The sequence below is a fragment of the Dactylosporangium sp. NPDC050588 genome (genome assembly GCF_040654975.1).
In the GTDB taxonomy this organism is placed as follows: Bacteria; Actinomycetota; Actinomycetes; order Mycobacteriales; family Micromonosporaceae; genus Dactylosporangium; species Dactylosporangium maewongense.
On record NZ_JBFAJA010000009.1, the window covers coordinates 141,550 to 163,961 of the forward strand.

Here is a 22,412-nt window from a genome sequence, read left to right on the forward strand (position 1 = left end):
AGCGGCTGCCGCTTCCGTGGTGGGGACGCACGAGCTGCGCGTTGGCTTCACCGAGGCGGGACGCCTCATGGACCTCACGGCCGGCGAGGCGCGAGCCACGGCGCTGGCACGCGAGGTGTGCGGCGTGGCGTGGTCGCGGGAGGGGCGTGGATCTGCGACCTGCACGGCGAGGCGCGACGGGCGAGCCGCCAAGTGGGCCGCGGGGCGCGGGGTGCTGGGGGCGAGTCACGGTGTGCGGGGACGCGAGGTGCGGGGCGAGGCGTGATCGCGTGGTTCCTGCGGGAGGAGGTCGGCCCGGGCGGCACCCGATCTGCTGCACGCATGACTGCCGGGCGGGTTGGGGCCGGGCCTGTCAAGGGCGGGGGCCGTGCGATGGGGATGGATTGCGGTGGCTGGGGCTTGCTCGGTGGCTGCCGCGTTGCTCTTGCTGTGTTCGGGTGGCGCGCCAGTTGGTCGGGGGCGGCGGCGCGGTGGGTGTCTTCAGGCTGCTGGAGGCCGCTGATCTTCGTGGGCGTGGGCGTGGGCGTGATCGAAGGATGGGGGTGGTCGCCATCGTGGCCAGGTCTGTCCTTCGATCAACGGGCGTGCGGAGGCGGGGGCGTGGGTCGTGTGCTCAAGGTGACGCTGCGGGCGGGGTGGTGCTGGGGGGTGAGGGGACGATGCGACAGTCCGAGGGGAGGGCCGGCGCGCGGGACGGGTGGGTGACATGGGTGAGCGGGTGAGGACGGTCGTGCTGGGGGAGGGTGCCGTGGTGAGGTGGGGGTGTTAGCGGCGTTCGTGCCGATCTGGGCGCTTACCGCTGTCGGCTACGTCGCCGGGCGGACCGGGGTGCTGGGGCTCGGGGCGGTGGACGTGCTCGGGCGGTTCGTGTTCTACGTGGCGATGCCCGCGGCGCTGCTTGACACGTTGAGCCGGCGGCCGGTTGCCGGGCTTGCGGGGGCGGGGGTCGCCGCGTTTGTGGGTGCCACGGTGGTGGTGGGCGCGGTCGGGTTCGGGGTGGCGCGGTGGGTGTTCCGGCGATCGTTGGGGGAGCAGACCATCGCCGGCATGGCGGCCGGGTACGTCAACGCGGGGAACCTCGGCATACCGGTGGCGGTGCAGGTGCTCGGGGACGCGTCGTTCATCGCGGTCGTGCTGCTCATCCAGACGACCATCCTCACGCCGGTGATCCTGGGGACGCTGGACCTGGCTCGGGTGGAAGAAGCACAGGGGCGGGCGTGGCGGCGGCTGGTGACAGTGCCGCTGCGGAGTCCGGTCATGCTGGCCTGCGTCGCCGGGGTGGCGCTCGGGGCCGCGGGGCTGAAGCTGCCGCCGCTGCTGGCCGGGGTCGCGGCGCTGCTCGGCGACGCCGCGGTGCCGTCCGCCCTCGTGGCGCTGGGGTTGTCGCTGGTACGCACGAACGACCCCGACCAGGCACCCGCCCGCCCGGTCGAGGTGGCGCTGTCGGTGGTGCTCAAGTCGTGCGTCCAGCCGCTCGTGTGCTTCCTGCTCGCCAGGTACGTCCTCGGGCTGCACGGCGCAGGGCTGTTCGCGACGGTGTTGTGTGCCGCGCTGCCGACCGCGCAGAACACGTTCGTGTTCGCCCGTGCGTACGGCGTCGACGGGCGCTTCCCGCGGGACGCCGTCGTCGCGTCCACGGCGGTGTCGATGGTGACGCTGACGGTGGTGGCTGTCCTGCTGGGATGATTGGTCGGGTGGATGCCGATGCGATCGCAGCGCTGGCCGAGCCGCAGCGCCGGGCCGTGTACGAGTACGTCGCCCGCAGCGGGGAGGCGGTCAGCCGCAACGCGGTCTCGGACGGGCTGGGCATCGGGCGGACCCTGGCCGCGCACCATCTGGACCGGCTGGCCGAGGCGGGACTGGTCGACGTGTCGTTCGCGCGGGTCAACGGGCGCAGCGGGCCCGGAGCGGGGCGGCCGTCGAAGCTGTACCGGCGAGCCGCGGCCGAACATGAGCTGAGCCTGCCGCCGCGGGACTACCGGACCCTGGCCACGGTGTTCGCCGACGCCGTCGAGGAGGCCGGGGTGGAGCCGGTCCTGTACGAGGCGGCGCGGCGGCAGGGCGAGCGCCTGAAGCGGGACGCGACCGGCGACGAGGAGCTGCTGCGGGGGCTGGGGTACGAGCCGTACGAGGACGGTGCGGTGTGGCGGCTGCGGAACTGCCCGTTCGACGGGGTGGCGAGGACGCACGCGGCGCTGGTCTGCGGGGCGAACCTGGCGCTGCTGGAAGGGGCGCTCGGGGAGCGGGTCCAGATCGACCCCCGGCCGGAGGGGTGCTGCGTGACCGTTCGGCGGTACCAAAAATAACCACGGTTAGTTTTAGAATGACGCCATGACCTTCCACCTCGCGCAGCTGAACGTCGGCCGGACCGTCGGGCCGAAGGAAGACCCCCGCATGGCCGGCTTCTACGGCGACCTCGACCGGATCAACGCCATCGCCGACGGCTGGCCGGGGTTCGTCTGGCGGCTCGTCGACGACGGCGGGGCCGACGCGACCTCGCTGCGCCCGTTCGGCGGCGACCTGCTCGTCAACCTGTCCGTGTGGGAGAGCCTCGAGACGCTGCGGGACTTCACGTTCCGCAGCGGTCACCTCGACGTCCTGCGACGGCGGCGCGAGTGGTTCGTGCCACTCGGGGACGTGTACGCCGTCAACTGGTGGATCCCGCCGGGGCACATCCCGACGGTCGAGGAGGCGGGAGAGCGGCTGGACCTGCTGCGACGCAAGGGCCCGTCATCCGATGCGTTCACGTTCCGCGACCCCTTCCCCGCAGCCTGAGCCCCGATCGGCCCGGTACCCTCGGAGCATGCCCGCCAATGCTGACCGTCGCGTCGCCCTGCTCACCCTCGGCTGCGCTCGTAACGAGGTGGACTCCGAGGAGCTGGCCGCCCGCCTCGCGGCCGGCGGCTGGGCGGTCACCACCGACGGCACCGACGCGGACGTGGTCGTCGTCAACACCTGCGGGTTCGTCGCCAAGGCCAAGCAGGACTCGATCGACACGCTGCTCGCCGCCGCCGACACGGGCGCCAAGGTCGTCGCGACCGGGTGCCTCGCCGAGCGGTACGGCGAACAGCTGGCCGGTGAGCTGCCCGAGGCGCACGCGGTCCTCGGCTTCGACCACTACCCGGACATGGCGGCGCGCCTCGACGCGATCATGGCCGGCGAGACCATCGCCTCGCACGCGCCGCGCGACCGGCGCACGCTGCTGCCGCTGACCCCGGTGGCGCGCCGCGAAGCGGTCGAGGTGGTCGTGCCGGGCCACCTGCCGGCGCACCTGCGCGGCGTGATGCGGCAGCGGCTCGAGAAGGGGCCCGTCGCGCCGCTGAAGCTGGCCAGCGGCTGTGACCGGCGCTGCTCGTTCTGCGCGATCCCCTCGTTCCGCGGCGCGTTCGTGTCCCGGACCCCGGACGAGGTGCTCGCCGAGGCGGAGTGGCTGGCGTCCACCGGCGTCCGCGAGCTGGTGCTCGTCAGCGAGAACTCCACCTCGTATGGCAAGGACCTCGGCGACCCGCGCCTGCTGGAGCGCCTGCTGCCGCAGCTGGCGGCGGTCAGCGGCATCGTGCGGGTGCGGGTGTCCTACCTGCAGCCGGCCGAGACCCGGCCGGGGCTGGTCGAGGCGATCGCGACCACGCCGGGCGTCGCGCCGTACTTCGACCTGTCGTTCCAGCACTCCAGCGAGCCGGTCCTGCGGCGGATGCGGCGCTTCGGGTCGACCGAGCGGTTCCTGGAGCTGCTCGAGTCGGTGCGCAAGCTCGACCCGGAGGCCGGCGCCCGCAGCAACGTGATCGTCGGCTTCCCGGGCGAGACCCGCGAGGACGTCGACGAGCTGGCCCGCTTCCTCACCGAGGCCCGCCTCGACGCGGTCGGCGTGTTCGACTACAGCGACGAGGACGGCACCGAGGCCGCCGACCTGCCCGACAAGGTGTCCGAGAGCGACATCAAGAAGCGGTACGACTGGATGAGCGCCCTCGCCGAGGAGCTCTGCGCGCAGCGTGCCTCCGACCGGATCGGATCCCAGGTCGACGTCCTCGTCGACTATCTCCTCGACGACTCGGTCGAAGGGCGCGCCGGGCACCAGGCACCCGAGGTCGACGGATCCACGACCCTCGTCGCCGGCGACGGGCTCGACCCGTTCTCGCTGCGCCCCGGTGACCTCGTCCGGGCCAGGGTCGTCGACAGCGTCGGCGTCGACCTGGTCGCCGTCCCGATCGAGATGATCAGTCCGGCGGCCTCATGACCGTTCTCAAGCCCGTCCCGTTGCTCAACGCGGCCAACGTCCTGACCGTCGTGCGGATGGTGCTCGTCCCGGTCTTCGTCTTCTTCGTCGTGGCGGGCGGGCTGACGGACACCGGCTGGCAGCTCGCGGCGGGCATCACGTTCGTCGTCGCGTCGGCGACCGACTATGTCGACGGGTGGATCGCCCGGACGTACAACCTGGTCACCTCCTTCGGGAAGGTCGTCGACCCGATCGCCGACAAGGCGCTGACCGGCGCGGCGTTGGTGCTGCTGTCGCTGTACGACCGGCTGCCCTGGTGGGTGACCGTGCTCATTCTCGTGCGCGAGTGGGGGGTCACCGCCCTGCGCCTGTGGGTGATCAGGCACGGCGTCATCCCCGCGAGCCGGGGCGGCAAGGCGAAGACGGCCCTGCAGATCCTGGCGATCGGCTGGTACCTCACGCCGCTGCCGGACGGGCTCGCCGCCGTGGGACCGTGGCTGATGGCGGGCGCCCTCATCGTGACGGTCGTCACTGGATTGGATTACGTCGTGCGGGCGTACCGGGTGCGCCGCGACTCCCTGCGCCGCCGCCGCGCGAGCGCCGCGAGTGGCGGGCCGGACACGTTCGGCGAGGCCGACCGGCTGGCCGCCCAGGATCAGATGCTGAGCACGCCGATCGCCGCACCGGCGGTCGCGCCCGTGGCGGACGAGCCGGTCGCATGAGCGGACCGCTCGACCTGGTCGCCCTGGACCCACGCGGGCTTCCCTTCGGTGCGCGCGGCGCCGGGACGTGGCGGAGGTGACGGCGTGAGTGCGGCTGAGGTGCTGGCGACGCTGCAGGGGCGGGGCGAGACGCTCGCGGTCGCCGAGTCGCTGACCGGAGGGCTGCTGGCCGCCGAGTTCGTCGCCGTGCCCGGGGCGAGCGTGGTGTTCCGCGGTGGGATGGTCGCGTATGCGACGGATTTGAAGGCGGCGTTGCTGGATGTACCGCCGCCGCTGCTGAACTCGCACGGACCGGTGGATCCGTCCGTCGCGGCCGCCATGGCCGCCGGGGCGCGGGAGCGTTGCGACGCCGACTGGGCGGCCGCCACGACGGGCGTCGCGGGCCCGGATCCGCAGGGTGGCCAGCCTGTCGGCAGAGTGTACGTCGCCGTCGCCGGACCCCTGCCCGAGCACGCCGCCGTCCGGGAGCTCACCCTGCCGGGTGACCGCTCCGAGGTCCGCGCGGGCGCCGTCGAAGCGGCCGTCACGCTCCTCGCCGAGGTGCTGGCGACTACCATCACCTTGCGATAACGGCGGGGTAGGGTGTCGATCGGCGCCGCACCAGGTACCGTGGCGGGTACCAGTTTTCGCGGGGAACCATTCGCGGACTGCCTCAGAGGGGGTGCCAAGGTGCTGCTTCGTCGAGTGATCGGTGACGCGCTGCGTGCGCGGCGGCAGGCCCAGCACCGGACCCTGCGCGAGGTGTCGACCGCCGCCAACGTCAGTCTCGGCTATTTGTCCGAGATCGAGCGCGGGCAGAAGGAGGCGTCCAGCGAGCTGCTGGCCGCCATCTGTGAGGCGCTCGGTGCCGCGCTGTCCGAGGTGCTGCGCGACGTGAGCGACACGCTCGCCACGGCGGAGGACCTGCCACGCGTGCTCGTCCCGGTCGGTGCGCCCGAGTCCACGCAGGACGCCGCGCCCGCATCCGACCCAGCCGCCGCGGGAGCAGGCCCGTCCGCGCCGGAAGCCCGGCTGTCCGGCCGCAGCGGCCCGAAGACCAAGGTCACCACCGACGCGAAGCTGTCGGTAGCGGTGCGCCACGACGGCCCGCTCCGCACGACACTGCGCGCGACCCGCAACCCGCGCGAAGTCGTCTACGCCGCCTGACGCCTTCGCCCGCCACCGGTCGTCTCCGCGACCACACGCCCCTCCACGCTGCCCATAGCCAGAAGGCCACTTGCCCGTCGGTCGTGCCATAGGCGCCGTTCGGGTCTCTGGCGTGCCGCTCGCCCGTGCCGCCGTAGGGCCTCGCCGGCGTGCGTTTCGGGCCGCTGCTCGTGTGACCTGTCCGACCGCTCGTCCAGGGCTGCCGTTGGGTTGCCGGCCGTGTCTGTTGGGCAGCTGCCGTGTCGGCCGCGCCTTGTCGGGGTGCTGCCATGTCGGTCGTGTCGCAGTCGGGGCGTTGGATTGCCGTTCGGGCAGTCGTTGGGTCGCTGGCCGTGCCTGTCGGGGGCGTTGCCGCGGCGCGGTTGGGGCGCTGAGTGCCGGGCGTGCGGGTCGTTGGGGTCGAGGCTGTATTGCCCGTCTGAGGGGTGGCTGGGGCTGCTGGCGGGTGGCGGCCGGTGGGGTGTTGCCGCCGTGTTGGCGTTGGGGTAGGTGGTCGGCGGATGAGTGGGGTTGTCGCGCGGCTCGCGAGGGCCCGGAGCGGTAGAGGGCTGGCGGATCGCCCGGGGGGTGGGGTCGAAAGCGGAGGGTGAGGGGCGGCGGGCGTACCGGCGACGCCGCGGCGAATCCGGAAGCACGGCGGACTCGATCGTGCCTGCCACACTGGGGCGCCGGGTGTGCTCGGTGGCTTCTGACAGTCGGATTGGCTTCGGTCTTGTTCGGTGCTCGTCAGTGGAAGGCAGACTTGCAGTTGTGGGTGTGAAGGAGCAGCTGACCGAGCCCTGGGGGCTCGTCGCGGCCGGTGTGCTGGGTGGAGTGGGTGGGGCGGTCGGCGCCGCGCTCGCTCCGGCTGGGGTGCTTGCCGGGATTCCGGTGGGGCTTGCCGTCGCCGGCGTCGTGTACGGCGTCCGGATCGGCGTCGGTGCGCTGTTCGGGCGGGGGTCGGGTAGGCGGTCCGCGCGGCATCTGCCGGCGCCGGCGCGTGGTGGAGACGCTGAGCGGTGGCTGCGGAGGGCTGAGTCGGCGGTACAGACGCTGCATCGGCAAGCGGAGACGCCCTCCGACGCCGTCCTGCGGGTGCAGGTTGCCGGGGTCGACGAGCGGGCGGCCGAGGCGCTGGGAGATCTGGTCAGGTTCGCCGGTCAGGTGACGCTGATCGAGCGGACGTCGGCGGGCATCGACGTCGCCCGGCTCGGGCATGACCGGGCGCAGCTGGCGCGGGGGATCGACGGGCTGCCGGCGGGGCCGTTGCGGGCGGAGCGGGAGCGGGCCCTGCGGGCGGTGACCGATCAGCTCGGTGTGGCACGGCGGCTGCACGACGCCCGCGAGATGCTGCTCGCGCGGATGCAGTCCGCTGTGCTGGGTCTCGAAGGGCTGGTCGCGCGGATGGCCGAGCTGCTGGCCCTCCACGCGGCGTCCGACGTCGGCACGTCGCTCACGGCGGTGAAGGTGGCAGAGCTCGCCGCGGGACTGGAGGGCATGCGCGACGGTCTGGCGGAGGCGGAGCGGCTGTCACGCTCGGCGCTCACCGGGGAGCAGGTGCAGTAGTGCGCATCCCTGAGATCACCCTGAGTCGCACGTGTTTCACACCGCTTTGTCCGCATTATCCCACCGTTTGAGTTGACGCTGGGCGTGACGCTCTCGCGCTCGCCTGACACGATGGAAGCCGCACGTTTGTAGTGCCGGCGCAGAGAGGACCGCGAGATGGCGAATCCCGCCGTGAAGGGCTGGAAGTACCTGATGGCGCTCTTCGGCGCCAAGATCGACGAGCACGCCGATCCGAAGGTGCAGATCCAGCAGGCGATCGAGGAGGCGCAGCGCCAGCACCAGGCCCTGGTGCAGCAGGCCGCGGCCGTGATCGGCAACCAGCGGCAGCTCGAGATGCGGCTGTCCCGGCAGATGGGTGAGGTCGAGAAGCTGCAGGCCTCGGCCCGGCAGGCGCTCACCCTCGCCGACAAGGCCCGCGCCGAGGGCAACGAGACCAAGGCCGTGGAGTACGAGCAGACCGCGCAGATCTTCGCCACCCAGCTCGTCGCGGCCGAGCAGGGCATGGAAGACATGAAGACGCTGCACGACCAGTCGCTCAACGCGGCCGCCCAGGCCCGCCGCGCGGTCGAGAACAACGCGATGCTGCTGCAGCAGCGCCTCGCCGAGCGCACCAAGCTGCTCAGCCAGCTCGAGCAGGCCAAGATGCAGGAGACCGTCGCCAAGTCCCTCGAGTCGATGAGCGGCCTCGCCGCGCCGGGCAACACGCCGTCGCTGGACGAGGTGCGCGAGAAGATCGAGCGCCGCTACGCCAACGCGATGGGCCGCGCCGAGCTCGCCTCCAACTCCGTCGAGGGCCGCATGCTGGAGGTCCAGCGCACCACGCTCGACATGGCCGGCAGCTCCCGGCTCGACCAGATCCGCGCGAGCATGGCCGGCGACCAGCTCGCCGCCGCGCCCGCGACGCCCAGCACGCCCGCCGCGGCCTCCCCGGGCCCGCGGGACGCCGGCGTCGCGCGCCTCGACGAGATCCGGGCGAGCCTGAAGGACAAGCAAGCGGGAGACACCGCCAGCGCCGGCTGACGAGTTCAAGGTCTATTGGGGGGAGTGCCGGTCATGGCGTCGGAGCGGGCGAAGCATCTGAAGCGACTGCGGCGGCTGCACCGCTCCGCGCGTGGCTGGTCCGTGCGGGCCGGCCTGCTGACCGGCGCCACCGCGATTCTCGTGCCGTACAGCGGCCTCGGGCTGCCCGACGCCTTCTGGGCGGCCGGTGCCGGGGGCTCCATCGCGATCGCCATCTGGCGCTGGATGGACCTGCGGGCCTTCCGGGCCCTGCCCGTGCCGCCCGAGCCCGACCCGGCCCTCGTCGGCGCCCAGGCCCGGGAGAAGCTCGTCGGGATCGTCGCCAAGCTGCCAGCGGGGCGCACGGCGATCGCGGAGTTCGGCAAGCAGCGCGAGTCGTTCAAGCTCCGCGGCCTGACGGTCGCCGAGCCGTGGCGGCGCCTCGACCGCGCCTCGGCCATGCTCGCCGGGCTGGTCGGCCGGCTCGGCCCGCACGCGGAGGCCGCCGTGCTCGACGCGACCGTCGCCGAGCAGTCGCTGCGCGACCTGGCCCAGCGGACCGCGTCCGTCGAGCGTGCCATGAGCCTCGGCCCGGCCGGCGACTCGCTCCGGCCCGCCCACGCGTCCCTGGCGGCGCAGCTGGAGCAGGGCGTGTCGGCGTATGAGCAGTTCGTCACGGCGGCGGCCGGCTGTGTCGCCGAGGACAGCGCCACGATCGGCAATCTGGCGGATGCGACAGCGTTCCTGAAGGGTGTCGCCGAGGCGATGTCGGACCTGCGCTCGACCCCGCGGGCCAGCACCGCCTGAAGCGCCGCGTCCCACGCGCCGCGCGGCGGTTACTCGTTGGGGAGCAGGTAGCGCCAGCTGGCTCTGACCGTGTCGCCGGACGCCGACGTGTACGCGGGCCAGGCGCCGCGCTGGTCCAGGTCCCGGGTCAGGGTGCGGACCACGGCCCGCGCGTCCTCGCCGGACAGGTCCGCCTTGCGGAGGCCGCCGGCGTCGGGGGCGGGCAGCTTCACGTCGGCCGGCCAGGGGTTCACGGTGGCGGGCTCGCCGTCGACCGGCATCGCGACGAGGCGCACCCGGTCCGCCAGGTACGGCTGGGCCGTCGCCGCCACCGACTTGTGCACGGCGGCGAGGCGGTCGCGGGCGTCGTACAGGACGTCGGCGTAGACGTGGTCGGTCTTCAGCTCGTCGAACCCCTCGGCGGTGAACGCGAGCGGCCCCGACGGCGACCACGTGCTCACCCTCGTCACGGGCGCGTTGAGGATCGTCGGCGCCGCGGACCGCGGCTTCTGCGCGTCGCTGGAGCCCAGGTCGGCGAGCAGGCCCGCGGCGAGGGTCTGCAGCGCGTCCGGGTCGAGGCGGGACCGGTACGCGGCGTCGGCGATCGCGTCGCCGTCACCGAAGACGACGAGGCGGGGCGCGCGCAGGGCGAGCATCGCCGTGCCGACCAGGCCGCCGGTCAGCTCCCAGACGGCCAGCGGCGTGCCGTCGGGCGGTCGCAGGGTCGGGGCCGGGGTCGCGGAGGCGAGCGGAGTGCCGTCGCAGGCGCCGAGCGCGGAAGCCACGAGCGTGGCGGCCGAGGCGGCGAACAACCCCCGCCGGCTCAGCCGGTGATGCACCGGTACAACACCACACCCAGCGTCACGCCCAAGACCCTACCGCGTGCCCGCAACGATCAGTGCGGGGGCGTGAGCCTCACGACAGCCGACTCCACAGCGCGGGCGCGGCGGCCGGTGACCAGTCCGACTGTGATCTGTGCGCCTGTCTGCACGCATAGACGCCGCCCTGGTACGCCACCTGCGCCCCGACCTGGTAGGCGACGCCCACGGCCCACGCCGGGACGGTCTTCTTCGCCGCTGGAGACCGCGTTGCGGCGGTGGATGAGGGCGGTTTCGAGCTTGGCGAAGGCGGGACGGCAGACGAGCGGACCACCTCGGCGGGAGTGGTGACTACGGGTGAGGATGTAGGCGCTGACGGTACAGTGGCCTCGTCGAAACCGGTGGGAGCCGGCGGCAGGCAGGCGGCCCCGACGCCCGCGGAGTTGTAGCAGAGGTGGGTGTCGTCGGCGCCCACGACCGGTCCGCCGTTCGAGCGCGCGACCGTGACGGCACCCAGCGTGAACACGATCAGCGCCGCCGTGCCCCACAGCAGCGTCCGATCTGTCGGACCCAACCGGTGAACTCCGTGCACGCCCAGCACTCCCTCGCCTGACCAGCGAGTTCGCAGCCTACGGGCCAGGTGTCGCGGAGACAACCGGCTGGCAGCGCGGGCACCAGTACGTGATCCGGTCGTGGTCGCCGCCGGTCCAGCGCTCGATCCGGGTGCCGCATCGACGGCATTCCCTCCCGGCGCGCTCGAACACCCAGTTGGTCTCGCCGCGGCGCAGCGAACCGGTCGTCGTCTGCGTCCAGCGGCCCCGGTTGGAGTTCAGCAGCCGGTGCGCCAGGTCCACCATCGCGGGCAGGTCCGGCACCGCGCCGACCTCGGTCCACGGGTTGACACCCCTGAGGAACAGGACCTCGGCCTTGTACAGGTTGCCGATGCCCGCGAGATTGCGCTGGTCGAGCAGGGCGTCGGCGACGTGCCGGTCGGGCCTGGCGGCGAGCCGCGCGACCGCCTCCGCCGGGTCCCAGCCGTCGCCCATCAAGTCGGGCCCGAGGTGGCCGATCAACTGGCGCTCGTCCCTGGTCGGCACCAGTGCGAGCTCGTGCAGGTGGAAGCCGACGGCGACGGCCGTCGCGGTGTGCAGCGCGACCCGGATCAGGTGCGCGGGGCGGCCGGTCCAGCGCTCGCCCGGGCGGTACGTGCGCCACGCCCCGTCCATCCGGAGATGCGAGTGCAGCGTGTAGGCGCGGTCGGGCTCGCGGGTCAGGCGGAGCAGCAGGTGCTTGCCGTAGCTGGCGGATTCGTGCACCCGCCAGCCGGCGAGGTCCGTGGTCGCGAGCTTCGGCACCCGGAAGTCGCTGCGGGTCAGCTCGTGACCGTCCAGGGCGTCGGCGAGCACGCGGGCGGTGTTCCAGACGGTGTCGCCTTCGGGCACCGTCCTAGCTTATGGGAGCAGCGGCGCCACTTCCGTGGCGAGCAGGTCGAGGTGCTCCAGGTCGTGCAGGTCGAGCACCTGCAGGAACGCCCGCGACGCGCCCGCCTTCACGAAGTCGGCCAGCTGCTCCGCCACCCGCGCCGGCGTGCCGTAGAGCTGCCCGCCCGACGCCGGCGGACCCTTCGGGTCGAGCCCGGACGCCTCCGCCCGCCGCCGGATCTCCGCCTCGGTCGCGCCGCACACGATCGTCTGGGCGAACGAGAACACGATCGGCGCCCGCCCGTCGCGCCCCTCGGCCTCGATCGCGACGACGACCCGGTCGTAGGACGCGGTCGTCTCCGCCAGGCTCGAGAACGGCACGTTGAACTCGTCGGCGAACCGCGCCGCCAGCCGCGGGGTCCGCTTGAGGCCCTTGCCGCCCACGATGATCGGCGGGCCGGGCCGCTGCGCGGGCTTCGGCAGCGCGGGCGAGTCGGTGAGGTCGTAGTGGCGGCCCTGGTAGCTGAACGTGGCGCCGTCCGGCGTCGCCCACAGCCCGGTCACGATCTCCAGCTGCTCCTCCAGCCGGTCGAACCGCTCGCCGACCGGGGGGAACGGAACCCCGTACGCCAGGTGCTCCCGCTCGAACCAGCCGGTGCCGAGCCCCAGCTCGACCCGGCCACCGCTCATCGCGTCGACCTGCGCCACCGCCACCGCGAGCGGCCCCGGAAGCCGGAACGTCGCCGAGGACACCAGCGTGCCGAGGCGGATCGTGGACGTCTCGCGGGCGAGCGCGCCGAGCGTCACCCACGAGTCGGTCGGGCCGGGCGCCCCGCCGCGGGTCGCCATGTAGTGGTCCGAGCGGAAGAAGCCCTCGAAGCCGAGCCGCTCGGCGTGCCGCGCGAAGGCGAGCTGGTCCTCGTACGTGGCGCCGAGCTGAGGTTCGATGAACACGCAGAGCCGCATGCGTCCGACACTATCCTGATGGACCCCTGGATCTCCTTCACCACCGACTACGGGCTCGAGGACGGGTTCGTCGCGGCCTGCCACGGGGTGATCGCCCGCCTGGCGCCCGCCGCGCGGGTCATCGACGTGACGCACCTCGTGCCGCCCGGCGACGTCGGCCGAGGGGCGCACGTGCTGGCACAGACCGTGCCGTCGCTGCCGCGCGGCGTACACCTCGCCGTCGTCGATCCCGGGGTCGGCACCGCACGCCGGCCGATCGCGATCGAGGCCGCGGACGGCGGGTTCCTCGTCGGGCCGGACAACGGGCTGCTGATCCCGGCGGCGGAGGCCCTCGGCGGCATCCGTCGCGCCGTCCACCTCACCAACGCGGCATGGTTCGCGCCGGACGTGTCGCACACCTTCCACGGCCGCGACGTGTTCGCCCCGGTGGCCGCCCGCCTCGCCGCGGGCGCCGACCTGTCCCTGGCAGGAAGTGCCACCGCGGCTCTTGTACGACTACCGCGGCCGTTCCTGGACGTGACGCCGTCCGGTGTGGTGGCCTCGGTACTGACGGTCGACCGGTTCGGCAACCTGCAGCTGGCTTCGCCCGGTTCCTTCCCCAGGGGCTCGGTCACCGTCAACGGCGCGCCGGCCGTCTCGGGCGGCACCTTCGGCGACGCGCCCGCCGGCGGGCTCGTGGTGTTCACCGACTCCGCCGGCTACCTGGCCGTCGCGGTCAACGGTGGCAGCGCCGCCGAGCTGCTCGGCGTCCGGGCCGGCGACCGCGTGACCATCGCTCACGCCCCGTAGCCTCATCGTCGCCGCACGTGGTTGAGAGTGACGGAGGGTGATGTCCCGGCATATGATCCAGCCGTCCGATCGATCACACATGGCATCACAACTGGCGGAGAGTAGGACATGTCAGGCGCCGACTGGATGAAGCCCAAGCCCGACGAGGCCCACGAGCCGGTCGACCTGCAGACGGACCGGCCACACCCGGCCCGGGTCTACGACTTTCTGTTGGGCGGCAAGGACAACTTCCCCGCCGACCGGGGCGCCGCCGAGGCCGGCCTGCGGGCCAACCCCAACAGTCGCATCCCCCCGCGCGAGAACCGGGCGTTCCTGCGCCGCGCGGTGGAGTACCTGGCCCGCGAGGCGGGCATCCGGCAGTTCCTCGACATCGGCACCGGCATCCCGACGTCACCCAACGTGCACGAGGTCGCCCAGGCGATCGCGCCCGACTCCCGGATCGTCTACGTCGACAACGACCCGATCGTCCTCGCCCACGCCCGCGCGCTGCTGACCAGCAAGCCCGAGGGCCGCACCGAGTACATCGACGCCGACCTGCGCGACACCCGCCGGATCCTGGACTCGCCGCAGCTGCGCGAGGCCATCGACTTCGACCAGCCGGTGGGCCTGCTGCTGATCGCGATCCTGCACTTCGTGGGCGACGCCGACGAGCCGTACCGGATCGTGCAGGAGCTCGTCGACGCCCTTCCGTCCGGCAGCTACCTCGCGCTGTCGCACCTCACCGGCGACTTCGACCCCGTCGCCTGGGAGCACGTCGCCGCCATCTACGCCCGCCAGGGCGTGACGATGCAGGTCCGCCCGCACGCCGACATCGCCCGGTTCTTCACCGGCCTGGAGCTCGTCGACCCCGGCCTGCCGCTCGTCACGAAGTGGCGCCCCGACGCCGAGGTCTCGCCCGACGTCACCGACACCCAGGTCTCCGTCTACGGAGGTGTGGCCAGGAAGGCCTAGGCCCGGCCTGTGAGCCGCTTTTCGGGGTTCCCGGGGGTGTGACCCGGGGGCGGCCGGGCAGTGGCGTGCGGTGGCTCGCAAAGCTCCGGCGCTGGCGATGGTGCTGCTGCTGCTCGTGACGGGGCTGGTGGTGCCGGTGTCGTGGCCGCGCGCCCTGCAGACGGTGTGCACCACGGACATCGTCCAGGCCAGGGCCGTCGCCGGGCTGGCCAACTTCTCCGCCTGGCTGCGCCGCAACAACGCGACCGGGTTCATCGGGGAGATCGGCTGGCCCGCCGACCGCGACGCGGCGCAGTGGTCCGCGGTCGCCGAGGCCTGGTACAACGCCGCCGACGCCGTCGGGCTGCCCGTCACCGCCTGGGCGGCCGGCACCTGGCCGGCCAACTATCCGATGGCCGTCTACCGCCCGGTCGCGCACGGCATGGACGTCGACGTCGTCGGCCCGCAGGCCCACGTCGTCGAGCGCCACGGCACCTCCGCCGGCTACCTCCGCGGCGTCAACCTGGCCGCCGGCTCCTTCGCCACCTCCGAGGTCAACGGCGGCTTCGGCAGCGCCAACCCCGGCCGGTACGGCGACGACTACACGTACGAGACCCCCTCCAGCTACGAGTTCCTGGCCTCGCGCGGCATCCGCCTCGTCCGCCTCGCCGTCAACTGGGAACGCCTCCAGCCCGTCCCATTCGGGCCCTTGTCCTCCGAGGAGGTCGCCCGGGTCCGCCTCGCGCTCGACCACGCCAGCGCCGCCGGCCTCCTCGTCGTGCTGGACCTGCACGGGTACGGCGACTTCGCCCTCGGCGGCGGCCGCCACCAGCAGACCCTGCTGCGCCTCGGCGCCCCCGGCCTGCCGACCACCGCGCTGGCGGACTTCTGGCGCCGCATGGCCCCCGCCGCCGACAACCCCGCCGTCATCGGCCTGGGCCTGCTCAACGAGCCCACCCGCCTCGCCGCCGACGGCCGCGCCGGCGCCCTGATCTGGGAGCGCGCCGCCCAGCAGACCGTCGACGCCCTCCGCGCCATCGACGACCGCCGCGCCCTGCTCGTCAGCGGCTACATGCCGATGGGCCCGCCCTCGTGGGGCCTCATGCACCCGCGTGCCTGGATCCACGACCCGCTGCACCGCGTCGCGTACGAGTCCCACGCCTACTTCGACCACGACGGCAGCGGCCATTACTGGAGCTCCTACGCAGACGAGCTCCGCGACGTCACCTGGCCCCATCCCACCCTCTGCCAGCGACTGACCCCACTGACCCGTCAGGTGCTTCAATCGTCCGGGTGATCGCCGTCCGCTCCGCCCACCCCGCCGACCTGCCCGCCGCAGCCGACGTCTGGCACGCGGCGAACGCCGCCCGCGGCCTCCCGCCGACCCCACAACGTCTTGCGCGCGTCCGCGAGAAACTGGCCGCCCCGGACGCCCAGGTCCTGATCGCCACCCTGCCCACGCCCCCCTCCACCGCCCCCGCGTCCGGCCCTGCCGGTTCCGTGGCCGGGTCTGCTGGTCTGGTGGCTGTTCCAGCTCCGTCCGAGTCTGGACCGTCACTCGCCGGACCTGCCAGTTCCCCGACCGAACGCTCGGGTTCTGCGGACGCGCTCGCCGGCGCCGGGTCGGCACCCGCTGGTTCGACGGCCGGACAGGACGGGTCCGCGACCGCTCCGGCGCTGGACGCGGCGGCGGCGAGCGGAACCGGGGCGATGCCTGCCGAGGCCGGGACGGTGGTCGGCATGGCCTTGGTCGAGCCGGGGCGCGCCGACGACGGCGAGGGTGCGTTGATTCCCGGGTACGGTCACGTGTCGATGGTGTTCGTCCACCCCTCCCACTGGTCGAACGGCTACGGACAGCACCTCCTCCGCGCGGTCCACGCCCTCGGCTACACCCGCACGACGCTGTGGACCCGCCGATCCAACGAACGCGCCCAACGCCTCTACGCCGCCGCCGGCTACGTCCCGAACGGCCGCACCACCCACCTCTTCGACGGCGACGAGATCATCCAGCTGGAGCGCCGCGCCGGGCCGGTCTGACCCGTGCCGCCGGGCCGGCTCACCGCGGTCCGTCCCAGGTCCAGTGCGGCATCATGACGTCGGCGGGCACCTGGGAGTCCGGCGGCGAGTACTGCATGACGTCCGCCGCCGCCCAGGTCATATAGTCACGCAGCGCCGCCCGGAACTCCGGGTCCGCGGGCAGTCCGGCGTCGTCGCACGCGAGCACGAAGCAACGCACGAACCGCTCCCCGAGGTCGTCCTCGGCGCCCATCCGCGCGTGCAGGTCGAGCACGCCGAAGTGGGTGCCGCACGTCTGCGAGTACGCGGGCGGACCGCCGAACGCCTCGGCCAGGTACGTCCCGAGCCGCTGAACATGCTCAGGATGCTGCCCCGGATGCCCGAACGGATGGTTGAGCACCGGATCCGCAAGGCACCGCTCATGCAACGCCGCCGCCAGCGCCTGGAACGCCGGGGCGCCACCGGCGTGCTCGAACAGCGAGACCCGTCGCTCGCCCGCGAGTTCACTCATCGCGCCGTCTCCTTCCGTGGTCACACGCGATGGTCGCGTGCCGGTCGCCAGCTCCGCAGCCGAAGCGTCCAGCTGGGTGCGGTTCAGCTCTGCGGGTGGAGCGCTTGATCTGGTGTGGCTCAGTTCCGTGGGTGGTGCGTTCGGTCGGGTGGGTGGCTCAGCTCTGTAGGTGGTGCGTTCGGTCGGGTGGGTGGCTCAGCTCCGTAGGTGGTGCGTTCGGTCGGGTGGGTGGCTCAGCTCTGTGGGTGGTGCGTTCGGTCGGGTGGGTGGCTCAGCTCCGTAGGTGGAGCGCTTGATCGGGTGTGGATCAGTTCCGCAGGCGGAGTCCCTTCGGGGTGGTCCGGAACCCGGCCGCCGACAGCGCGTCGCCGAGCGCCGACGCGTGGATGGACTCCCCGTCGGCACGCTCGACCGACATCGCGCCGAGCGCACCGCCGTGGACGGCGTCGGCGAGGGCCTTCGCGGCGAGCACGAGCAGTTCGGTGTCCTCGACGTACGACAGCAGCGTCCGCCCTCCGCGCTCCACATAGATGACGAGATCACCGCCGACCGTGACGACGAGCGCGCCCGCCTTGCGCCCCGGCCGGTGCCCGGAGCGCTCACCGTCACCGGCGTCGACGACCCGCTCGGGCCAGGGCAGCGCGGCCCCGTACGGATTGGCTGGGTCGGTCGAGGCGAGCACCAACGCGTCGCGGGTGTCGGTGCCGCCCCGCAACCGGTCGACGGCCCCCGGCAGCGCGAACTGCGCCGCGCCCAGACCTTCCACGAAGTAGCCCCGCCGTGCGGCGCCCCGCTCCTCCATCGCCGCGAGCACGGGATACACGCCGGCGAACGCCCCCGGCAGATCCTCGGCCATCACCGCCCCACGGGTGACGATCCCGTGCCGGTCCAGGAGCAGCTCGGCGTTGGCAGTCGCCCGGCGGGTCGGGTCGAGGTCCCGATCGGGCAACCGGTGCCACCGCCCGGCCCCGGTCGGCGGCCCTGACCGCCCGCCGGCGAGCGACGCCCGCGCCGCCGCGATGCCCGCGCGCCGGTACCGCGACCGCGGCGCCGCCGGCTTCGCCTTGTGCGCTCCACCGCCACCGAGCTTCGCCCGCAGCGGACCGAGCGTGTCGTTGGACAGCTGCCCGGCCCACACCAGGTCCCAGACCGCGTCGAGCACCTCCGCCTCGCTGACGAACCCCGGCGCACCCCAACCGTCCGAGTCCCCACCCGGACCGCCGGCGTCGCGTGAGCCCGCCGACCCGGCGTGCAGCGACGCTTCGACGCCGCGCAGGGTTTCGCTGATCGAGCCGGGTGCCGCCTTCGCCCTCCGCAGCCTGGCGACAGGAACCGGCGGCGGCACGACCGCATCAGGCTCCGCGCCACCGGCGAAACCGCCCGCACGCCCCCGCGCGGTGGCCTCGTCGCCCGCTGCGGGCAAGGCCACGGCTCCGTTGTCAGGCTCAGACAAAGGCGTCGGCCCACCGGCCCCCGACGAGACCACGGACCCGTCCCCGGATGCCGGCGCCGCCCCGGCATCGCCGCTGGATGCTGGCCTCGCCACGGACCCGCCGCCGGGCGCCGACCAGGGCATCGACTCGCCACCGGATGCCGATGACCTGACGCCCTTCCCGCCCGGACGCGCCCGGCCTTCGGCCGCGGAGGACCCAGTCGCGGATGACGGGCTCGCGCCGCTCCTGGACGACGACCCAGCGGCAGATGACGGGCTCGCGCCGCCCCTGGACGACGACCCAGCCGCAGAGGGCGAACTCGCGCCTCCCTTCGACGACGACCCGGCTGCGGGCGGCAGCTCCCTGCCCACCGCGGAAGGTGGCGGAGCGGAGGCGAGGATCTCGTTGACCCGCTCCGCCAGCGTCCGCAGGAACAAGGCCTGCCCACCCGCGAGCGCGGTGAGGATCGCGGCGTGGACCGGGCCGCCGACATCGGTGGGCGGCGGGAGGAGCAGCGACGCGGTGTCGGCGAACGCGAGACTGACCCACCCGTCGTGCTCGCCGATGGCGCCGCCCCCGGACCAGAGCAGGTCGCCGGACGCGCACAGCTCGTCGAGGTAGGCGGGCGTGTAGTCGGCGACGCGGGCGGGCAGGATCAGCCGCTCCAGGGCGGATGCCGGCATGGCGATGCCCTGGAGCTGCTCGACCGCGGCGGCGACGGCGTCGATGCCCCGGGCCCGGGACGAGCCGACCTGGTGCCACTGCGGCAGGAAGCGGGCCAGCGCTCGGGGCGGCACGGGCTCGATCTCGCGGCGCAGCGCGGCCAGGGACCGGCGGCGCAGCAGCCGCAGGATCTCGGCGTCGCACCATTCGGTGCCGGCGCCGCCGGGCGTGAACTCGCCGGAGACCATCGCCGGCAGGCGGCGCAGCGCCTGCTCGACGACGAAGACGCCGAGCCCGAAGCGGGCCGCGCAGGTCGCCGCGGTGAACGGCGCGTGCGTGCGGCCATAGCGGGTGACGAGGTCGCCGAGCGGGTCCGCGACCGGCTCCAGGTAGGCGGAGGGGAGGCCGACGGGCAGCGCCACGCCGAGGGCGTCGCGGAAGCGGGCCGCGTCCTCGACCGCGATCCAGCGGGCCTCCCCGGCGACGCGGACCTGGATGGCGCGGCGCTGCGCGCCCAGCTCCGCCGCCCACGCGGGGTCGGCACCGCGGGCGGTGAGCTCGGCGTCGGACAGGTCGCCCAGGACGCGGAGCATCTCGGCGACGTCCTCGGCGTCGCGCGGGGTGCGCTGGTCGCCGAGCCACTGCAGGGTGCGCTCGGTCTCGGAGACGACCTCGGGGTCGAGGAGGTCGCGCAGCTCGACCCGGCCGAGGAGCTCGGCGAGCAGCGTCGGGTCGAGGGCGAGCGCGGCGGCCCGGCGCTCGGCGAGCGGTGCGTCACCCTCATACAGGAAGGCGCCGACATAGCCGAAGAGCAGCGACCGGGCGAACGGTGACGGCCGCGGCGTCTCCACCTCGACGAGGCGCAGCTTGCGCCCGGCGATGTCGCGCATGACGCCGACGAGCCCGGCGACGTCGAACACGTCCTGCAGGCACTCCCGCGCGGCCTCGAGGGTGATCGGGAAGTCGGCATAGTCGCGGGCGACGTCGAGCAGCTGGGCGGAGCGCTGCCGCTGCTGCCACAGCGGCTGGCGGCGGCGCGGGTCGCGGCGGGGCAGAAGCAGGGCGCGGGCGGCGCACTCGCGGAACCGGGCGGCGAACATGGCCGACGTGCCGACGGTCTCCTCGACGATGCCGGCGATCTCGTCGGGGTCGAACGCGACCAGGTCGGCGCCGGGCGGCTCGTCGGCGACGTCGGGCAGGCGGACCACGATGCCGTCGTCGCTGGGCATGACCTGCGCGTCGACGCCATAGCGCTCGTTGAGCCGGCGGGCGATCGCCAGGGCCCACGGCGCGTTGACCCGGGCGCCGAGGACACAGTGGACGGTCATCCGCCAGTCGCCGAGCTCGTCGCGGAACCGCTCGACCAGCACGGTGCGGTCGTCGGGCAGGTGACGCGTCGCTTCGCGCTGCTCGCGCAGGTAGGCCAGGAGGTTGTCGGCGGCCCACTCGTCGAGCCCGCCGCTGCGCAGCTGCTGGTGGGCGGCCTCGTCGCCGGCCTTGACGAAGCCGCGCAGCCGGGCGCCGATCGCGCGGCCGAGCTCGACGGGGCGGCCGGGGGAGTCACCCTTCCAGAACGGCATCTTCGCGGCGGCGCCCGGCGCGGGGGAGACCAGCACCCGGTCGGGGGTGATGTCCTCGATGCGCCACGAGGTCGAGCCGAGCAGGAACACGTCGCCGACGCGGGACTCGTAGACCATCTCCTCGTCGAGCTCGCCGACGCGGGCGGCCTTCTCCGCGCCGGCCAGGAACACGCCGAAGAGACCGCGGTCGGGGATGGTGCCCCCGCTGGTGACGGCGAGGCGCTGGGCGCCGGGGCGGGCGGTGAGGACCCCGTCGGTGCGGTCCCACACGATGCGGGGGCGCAGCTCGGCGAACGCGGTCGACGGATAGCGCCCGGCGAGCATGTCGAGCACCGCGAACAGCGCCGACTCGGGCAGCTCGGCGAACACGGCGGTGCGGCGCACCAGGGCCGCCAGCTCGTCGACGTGCCACGGCTCCATGGCGACCATCGCGATGATCTGCTGGGCGAGCACGTCCAGCGGGTTGCGCGGATAGCGCAGCTCCTCGATGCCGCCCTCGACCATCCGCTCGGCGACCACGGCGCACGAGACGAGGTCGCCGCGGTGCTTCGGGAACACCACACCGCGGGACACGGCGCCGACCTGGTGCCCGGCGCGCCCGACCCGCTGCAGGCCGGCGGCGACGCTCGGCGGCGCCTCGATCTGCACGACCAGGTCGACGGAGCCCATGTCGATGCCGAGCTCCAGGCTGGAGGTGGCGACGACGGCCGGCAGCTGGCCGGACTTGAGCGCCTCCTCGATGTGCTTGCGCTCCTCGCGGGAGACGCTGCCGTGGTGGGCGCGCGCCACGACGGGCGCGGCACCGTTGGCGGTGCCGGCCTGCGCCATCATCTCCGCCGGCGTCCGTGGCGGGGTGGGTGAGGGGACACCGGCACGGACCGCGGACAGCTCGTTGATCCTGGCGCAGAGGCGCTCCGCGCCGCGTCGCGAATTGGTGAACACGATCGTGGAGCGGTGGCCCTCGATCAGGTCGAGGACCCGCTCCTCCACGGCGGGCCAGATCGACGCCTGCCTGGGCGCCCCGTCGTCGTCCTGCGAGGGGTCGGCCTCGCCGAGGGCGGTCATGTCCTCGACGGGCACCTGCACCTCGACCTGGATGGTCTTGGCGCTGGGCGGCTGCACGACCTCGACGGGCGCGGACCCGCCGAGGAACCTGGCGGTCTCCTCGATCGGGCGGACGGTCGCGGACAGGCCGATCCGCTGCGCGGGCCGCTCCAGCAGGGCGTCGAGCCGCTCCAGCGACAGCGCCAGGTGCGCGCCGCGCTTCGTCGCGCAGACCGCGTGGACCTCGTCGACGATGACCGTCTCGACGCTGCGCAGCGACTCCCTGGCCTGCGAGGTGAGCAGCAGGAAGAGCGACTCGGGCGTGGTGATCAGGATGTCGGGCGGGGTCTTGGTGAACGCGCGCCGCTCGTCGGCCGGGGTGTCACCGGTGCGCATGCCGACCCTGATGTCGGGCGGCTCCTGCCCGAGTCGCGCCGCCGCCTGCCTGATGCCGGCGAGGGGTGCCCGCAGGTTGCGCTCGACGTCGACCGCCAGCGCCTTCAGAGGGCTGACATACAGCACCCGGCAGCGCTTCGCCGCCTCGACGTCTGGCCGGGCCGCCAACTGATCGAGGGACCACAGGAACGCGGCCAGGGTCTTGCCGGAGCCGGTCGGCGCGACCACGAGGGCGTGCCGGCCGGCGCTGATCGCCTGCCACGCGCCCGCCTGCGCGGCGGTGGGCGCCGCGAACGCCGCACCGAACCACTCCCGCGTCGCCGCACCGAACCGACCCAGCTCGTCCATGCCTCCATCCTGCCCCCGGGGTATGACACTTTCCCCTGCCCGGCCGACGCCGCCGATAGGATTAGTCCGATTTGTACGAAAGGGGG

19 protein-coding genes and 1 pseudogene are annotated in these 22,412 nt (G+C 73.6%); 14 read left to right on the top strand and 6 right to left on the bottom strand.

The window, feature by feature from the left end; all coding sequences use genetic code 11:
- Positions 1–756: 756 nt before the first annotated feature.
- The 10 genes and pseudogenes from AB0I21_RS08380 to AB0I21_RS08425 all read left to right on the top strand — a co-directional run bounded on the left by AB0I21_RS08380 (position 757) and on the right by AB0I21_RS08425 (position 9,432).
- Positions 757–1,686 (top strand): AEC family transporter, encoded by a 930-nt coding sequence (locus AB0I21_RS08380; RefSeq protein ID WP_360559688.1) that lies wholly within the window; start codon positions 757–759, stop codon positions 1,684–1,686.
- Positions 1,687–1,694: 8 nt separating this feature from the next.
- The gene (locus AB0I21_RS08385) at positions 1,695–2,306 is read left to right on the top strand and encodes a helix-turn-helix domain-containing protein (RefSeq protein WP_360559689.1); all 612 of its coding nucleotides are present in this window, start codon (positions 1,695–1,697) and stop codon (positions 2,304–2,306) included.
- A gap of 25 nt (positions 2,307–2,331) precedes the next feature.
- Positions 2,332–2,775: a DUF3291 domain-containing protein gene (locus tag AB0I21_RS08390; protein WP_360559690.1), complete on the top strand. Its 444-nt coding sequence runs from the start codon at positions 2,332–2,334 to the stop codon at positions 2,773–2,775.
- 28 nt (positions 2,776–2,803) lie between these two features.
- Positions 2,804–4,234: a 30S ribosomal protein S12 methylthiotransferase RimO gene (gene rimO / locus AB0I21_RS08395; protein WP_344507801.1), complete on the top strand. Its 1,431-nt coding sequence runs from the start codon at positions 2,804–2,806 to the stop codon at positions 4,232–4,234.
- Positions 4,231–4,791 (top strand): annotated as a pseudogene (pgsA, locus tag AB0I21_RS08400) (CDP-diacylglycerol--glycerol-3-phosphate 3-phosphatidyltransferase); the annotation flags it as partial. The gene rimO and the pseudogene pgsA, both read left to right, overlap by 4 nt.
- 228 nt (positions 4,792–5,019) lie before the next feature.
- Entirely contained in the window at positions 5,020–5,505 is a 486-nt protein-coding gene (locus AB0I21_RS08405; protein WP_360559691.1) for a CinA family protein, read from the top strand.
- A gap of 99 nt (positions 5,506–5,604) precedes the next feature.
- Positions 5,605–6,081, top strand: coding sequence for a helix-turn-helix transcriptional regulator (locus AB0I21_RS08410; RefSeq protein WP_344507797.1), 477 nt, complete (start codon positions 5,605–5,607; stop codon positions 6,079–6,081).
- A 756-nt stretch (positions 6,082–6,837) separates the two neighbouring features.
- On the top strand, positions 6,838–7,626 hold the full coding sequence (locus AB0I21_RS08415) for a hypothetical protein (protein ID WP_360559692.1): 789 nt from the start codon (positions 6,838–6,840) through the stop codon (positions 7,624–7,626).
- 156 nt (positions 7,627–7,782) lie between these two features.
- Entirely contained in the window at positions 7,783–8,646 is an 864-nt protein-coding gene (locus AB0I21_RS08420; RefSeq protein ID WP_344507793.1) for a PspA/IM30 family protein, read from the top strand.
- Positions 8,647–8,679: 33 nt separating this feature from the next.
- On the top strand, positions 8,680–9,432 hold the full coding sequence (locus tag AB0I21_RS08425) for a hypothetical protein (protein ID WP_360559693.1): 753 nt from the start codon (positions 8,680–8,682) through the stop codon (positions 9,430–9,432).
- Positions 9,433–9,461: 29 nt separating this feature from the next.
- On the opposite strand, the gene AB0I21_RS08430 is transcribed toward AB0I21_RS08425, so the two are convergent.
- The 4 genes from AB0I21_RS08430 to AB0I21_RS08445 all read right to left on the bottom strand — a co-directional run bounded on the left by AB0I21_RS08430 (position 9,462) and on the right by AB0I21_RS08445 (position 12,616).
- Positions 9,462–10,250: a hypothetical protein gene (locus AB0I21_RS08430; RefSeq protein ID WP_360559694.1), complete on the bottom strand. Its 789-nt coding sequence runs from the start codon at positions 10,248–10,250 to the stop codon at positions 9,462–9,464.
- Positions 10,251–10,326: 76 nt separating this feature from the next.
- Positions 10,327–10,803: a carbohydrate-binding protein gene (locus AB0I21_RS08435; RefSeq protein WP_360559695.1), complete on the bottom strand. Its 477-nt coding sequence runs from the start codon at positions 10,801–10,803 to the stop codon at positions 10,327–10,329.
- 55 nt (positions 10,804–10,858) lie between these two features.
- Positions 10,859–11,671 (bottom strand): DNA-formamidopyrimidine glycosylase family protein, encoded by an 813-nt coding sequence (locus AB0I21_RS08440; RefSeq protein ID WP_360559696.1) that lies wholly within the window; start codon positions 11,669–11,671, stop codon positions 10,859–10,861.
- Positions 11,672–11,680: 9 nt separating this feature from the next.
- Complete coding sequence (locus tag AB0I21_RS08445) at positions 11,681–12,616, bottom strand: LLM class F420-dependent oxidoreductase (protein WP_360559697.1); 936 nt, start codon at positions 12,614–12,616, stop codon at positions 11,681–11,683.
- 12 nt (positions 12,617–12,628) lie between these two features.
- Between AB0I21_RS08445 and AB0I21_RS08450 the strand changes: the two genes are divergently transcribed.
- The 4 genes from AB0I21_RS08450 to AB0I21_RS08465 all read left to right on the top strand — a co-directional run bounded on the left by AB0I21_RS08450 (position 12,629) and on the right by AB0I21_RS08465 (position 16,372).
- Positions 12,629–13,405: an SAM-dependent chlorinase/fluorinase gene (locus AB0I21_RS08450; RefSeq protein ID WP_360559721.1), complete on the top strand. Its 777-nt coding sequence runs from the start codon at positions 12,629–12,631 to the stop codon at positions 13,403–13,405.
- Between the two features lie 108 nt (positions 13,406–13,513).
- Positions 13,514–14,356: an SAM-dependent methyltransferase gene (locus AB0I21_RS08455; protein ID WP_360559698.1), complete on the top strand. Its 843-nt coding sequence runs from the start codon at positions 13,514–13,516 to the stop codon at positions 14,354–14,356.
- A 70-nt stretch (positions 14,357–14,426) separates the two neighbouring features.
- Entirely contained in the window at positions 14,427–15,632 is a 1,206-nt protein-coding gene (locus tag AB0I21_RS08460; RefSeq protein WP_360559699.1) for a cellulase family glycosylhydrolase, read from the top strand.
- 413 nt (positions 15,633–16,045) lie between these two features.
- Positions 16,046–16,372 carry a GNAT family N-acetyltransferase gene (locus AB0I21_RS08465; protein WP_360559722.1) on the top strand — a complete coding sequence of 109 codons (327 nt, stop codon included), beginning with the start codon at positions 16,046–16,048 and terminating at the stop codon, positions 16,370–16,372.
- Between the two features lie 19 nt (positions 16,373–16,391).
- On the opposite strand, the gene AB0I21_RS08470 is transcribed toward AB0I21_RS08465, so the two are convergent.
- Positions 16,392–16,862 (bottom strand): oxidoreductase, encoded by a 471-nt coding sequence (locus AB0I21_RS08470; protein ID WP_360559700.1) that lies wholly within the window; start codon positions 16,860–16,862, stop codon positions 16,392–16,394.
- Between the two features lie 307 nt (positions 16,863–17,169).
- Positions 17,170–22,326, bottom strand: coding sequence for a DEAD/DEAH box helicase (locus tag AB0I21_RS08475; RefSeq protein WP_360559701.1), 5,157 nt, complete (start codon positions 22,324–22,326; stop codon positions 17,170–17,172).
- Positions 22,327–22,412: the final 86 nt, after the last annotated feature.

Bases quoted from the DNA above. Each gene is read 5' to 3' on its own strand.
- AB0I21_RS08465 (WP_360559722.1), top strand. From the start codon at position 16,046: ATGCCTGCCGAGGCCGGGACGGTGGTCGGCATGGCCTTGGTCGAGCCG.
- rimO (WP_344507801.1), top strand. From the start codon at position 2,804: ATGCCCGCCAATGCTGACCGTCGCGTCGCCCTGCTCACCCTCGGCTGC.
- AB0I21_RS08390 (WP_360559690.1), top strand. From the start codon at position 2,332: ATGACCTTCCACCTCGCGCAGCTGAACGTCGGCCGGACCGTCGGGCCG.
- AB0I21_RS08425 (WP_360559693.1), top strand. From the start codon at position 8,680: ATGGCGTCGGAGCGGGCGAAGCATCTGAAGCGACTGCGGCGGCTGCAC.
- AB0I21_RS08470 (WP_360559700.1), bottom strand. From the start codon at position 16,862: ATGAGTGAACTCGCGGGCGAGCGACGGGTCTCGCTGTTCGAGCACGCC.
- AB0I21_RS08445 (WP_360559697.1), bottom strand. From the start codon at position 12,616: ATGCGGCTCTGCGTGTTCATCGAACCTCAGCTCGGCGCCACGTACGAG.
- AB0I21_RS08420 (WP_344507793.1), top strand. From the start codon at position 7,783: ATGGCGAATCCCGCCGTGAAGGGCTGGAAGTACCTGATGGCGCTCTTC.
- AB0I21_RS08455 (WP_360559698.1), top strand. From the start codon at position 13,514: ATGTCAGGCGCCGACTGGATGAAGCCCAAGCCCGACGAGGCCCACGAG.
- AB0I21_RS08475 (WP_360559701.1), bottom strand. From the start codon at position 22,326: ATGGACGAGCTGGGTCGGTTCGGTGCGGCGACGCGGGAGTGGTTCGGT.